The organism is Agitococcus lubricus (genome assembly GCF_003051055.1).
In the GTDB taxonomy this organism is placed as follows: domain Bacteria; phylum Pseudomonadota; class Gammaproteobacteria; order Pseudomonadales; family Moraxellaceae; genus Agitococcus; species Agitococcus lubricus.
Genome location: NZ_QAON01000054.1, coordinates 1 through 2,691, shown reverse-complemented (window position 1 = coordinate 2,691; position 2,691 = coordinate 1). Strand labels below are relative to the sequence as shown.

1 protein-coding gene and 1 pseudogene are annotated in these 2,691 nt (G+C 38.7%); one reads left to right on the top strand and one right to left on the bottom strand.

The features are described 5' to 3' along the window. Positions 1-235 precede the first annotated feature (235 nt). Positions 236-1,135: pseudogene (locus tag C8N29_RS16545) on the top strand (IS3 family transposase); the annotation flags it as partial. 82 nt (positions 1,136-1,217) lie between these two features. On the opposite strand, the gene C8N29_RS16540 reads toward C8N29_RS16545, so the two are convergent. Beyond that, a complete protein-coding gene (locus tag C8N29_RS16540; RefSeq protein ID WP_476726625.1) occupies positions 1,218-2,324 on the bottom strand; it encodes an ATP-dependent nuclease in 1,107 nt (368 codons plus the stop codon). Between the last annotated feature and the right edge of the window lie 367 nt (positions 2,325-2,691).

Genomic DNA, 2,691 nt, shown 5'->3' with positions numbered 1-2,691 from the left:
AAAAGTATAACTTACTGTTTTTGTTTCTATACTTAAAAAGTATGCTGACAGACTGATCTAGATGGCACTTTTTACACCGACGTGGTAACTACCCCGTAAAAGCAGAACGGCCTGAGAATATAAGTGAACCCCTCGGTAAGAAATCCGTGTTAAGCCTAGCAGAACACGATGAATTGCGCCGCTTAAGAAGAGAAAACGAACAGTTAAGGATGGAGCGTGAAATTTTAAAAAAGGCGGCCGTCTTCTTTGCGAAAGAAGTCGAATAAAATACGCTTTTATTCGAGAGCAAAAGAAGACCTATCCTGTGACAATGTTATGCCGCATGATGAACGTGAGTCAAAGTGCCTATTATGCGTGGAACGAATCAACGCCTAAACGCCAGCAAAGGGAGCAAGAAGAGATGATGGTTGCCAACAAGCTAAGGCAACTATTTAATGATAATCGCTGTGTTTATGGGAGTCGCCGACTGACGAACATATTGAAAACACAGGGGATTCAGGTAGGCCGTCATAAAGTACGCCGTCTGATGCAAGATTTGAGCTTAGTCGTCAGATACCCTAAACGGTTTAAAGTAACCACCGACAGTCACCATAGTGAGTCTGTCTCACCCAATACTTTGGATAGGCAATTTAGTGTTAGCCAACCTAATCAGGTATGGACAACAGACATCACCTATGTGTGGACATTACAGGGTTGGCTGTATGTTGCGGTAGTTATCGACTTGTTTTCGCGGCACGTGGTAGGTTGGGCAATGGATAATCATATGAAAACGTCATTGTGTGTCAGTGCCTTACAAATGGCGTTTTGGCGACGAAAGCCTGCTAAAGGATTGATTCATCACTCTGACCGTGGCAGCCAGTATGCGAGTAAAGAATACCGTGAGCATTTGGCGATAATGGGCATGGAGCAAAGTATGAGTCGTAAAGGTAACTGTTGGGACAACGCGCCAACTGAACGATTTTTTCGCAGTTTAAAATATGAACAACTGCACTATGAGCGTTTCCGAACAGTTGCAGAGGCGAAACTGAGTGTGATTGATTATTTGGCTTTTTATAATGGTAAGCGGATTCATTCAATGCTAGGTTATAAATCGCCATTAGCATTTGAACAGGATTTCTTAAGACAAGCTGCCTGAAATAGTGTCCTGTTTTACTTGACCATTACACAATTTTTGTGGTTTTTAATTCTTCAATGAGTTTCATGGGGAAAATTCCTTTTTATGCTGTAGTAATTGTGGCTTTAATGAGTTCAAACATAGGACGAAAAGGCTCAAAACATTCAGAAGCCAGATTCGGTACGATTTCCTTTGCAAACCTCACTTTGTGTTTATCTCCTTTAAACGTAATACAACCAGAAGAAACATCTTTACGAAACCAAGACTCTAAACCTTCAGCATGCCAGAATACATGTTCAATGCAGAAGTGGGGATTAGGCATCACCTTCTCAATAGGATTATTTTCATCCCAAACTTGAGACCTCAGAGTATTATTTGGTATCGGTAATAAAAAAGAATATCCTTTTTTCCCTGTAAGCTTTTTACATAATCCACGACTAATGTCGCTTTCAAGGTTTTGGCCAATTAAACTTCGCCAATCTTGATACGCATCGTCAAAATCAAACAATGCAAAAAAACTCTTATTAGGGTACGCATTAAAAATTTCTGATCGAGAGAAGAGTGTTCTAATAAATCCTCTATTAAAAGCATCATGAATGAGAATTGTGATATCTTCATTTGGATATAGCTTTTTATGAGCCACATTTAAAATATGCACATCAGTTGGCCCTTCTACAAACAATATCGGTCTATTCGAAGAACGAATCACATTATCTATTAGTAGTTTACTTTCGTCCTCTGAATACTGAATATAACTTCCTGAAAGCTCATGTATTGCTTCCTTTTTCGACTGTTTAACGCAACAAACTGTTGAGTTATCAATCTTGAATTGGCTGATTTTTTCTTTTTCAAAACCACACAAAGTAGCAGCACTATGGCTACTCATTAGTACGTGATTATTTTTAGCGGCTTCTTCAGAAAGCTCTGAAACCTGCTTTAAAAAATCAAACTGCCACTCTGGGTGCAAAAATGAATCAGGCTCATCTAACAAAGTTATACAGTGCTTATCTTTATATAATTCAGTTATTGCATAGATATAAACTGATTGAAACTGCCCATCACTGAAATATGAAATATCAGCCTCTTTACCTCCGTCAAGCTGTAAAGATATTGAAATCTCAGTTAAAAGTTCAATTGTTTTTAGATTATCAAATTGCCTAAAAAGTTGTTGAGCACTAAATTCATGAAATTCATGCTGGATTTTGTTTATATCAAAATAAAGAATGTAACGATCATCTAAAGCAAAATACCCCTCAGAGCGTGTTTGATTAGCTAAACTAGGACTAATACATTTTGTTAAACGGTCTAAGAATGTCTTTGTTAACCCTTCTGGCTTCCAATAGCGATCAGATTCATCGTTATTCTCAATATCAAAGCGGTCATCACTTGCATAGAAAGGCCTGTTTAAAACCAGTCGTACTTCATGCGAAACGTGTGCAATACCCAGCTTTTGACTAATAAATTCGCGTGACCTATTGGTGGGGTAATCATCCCCTTTTTAACCGAAGTTAAAAGTAGAGGTTTAGGCCACTAGAGCCAGCTTTTGCTTTGGCGGTCTCCCGCCATTCGCCTTGTTC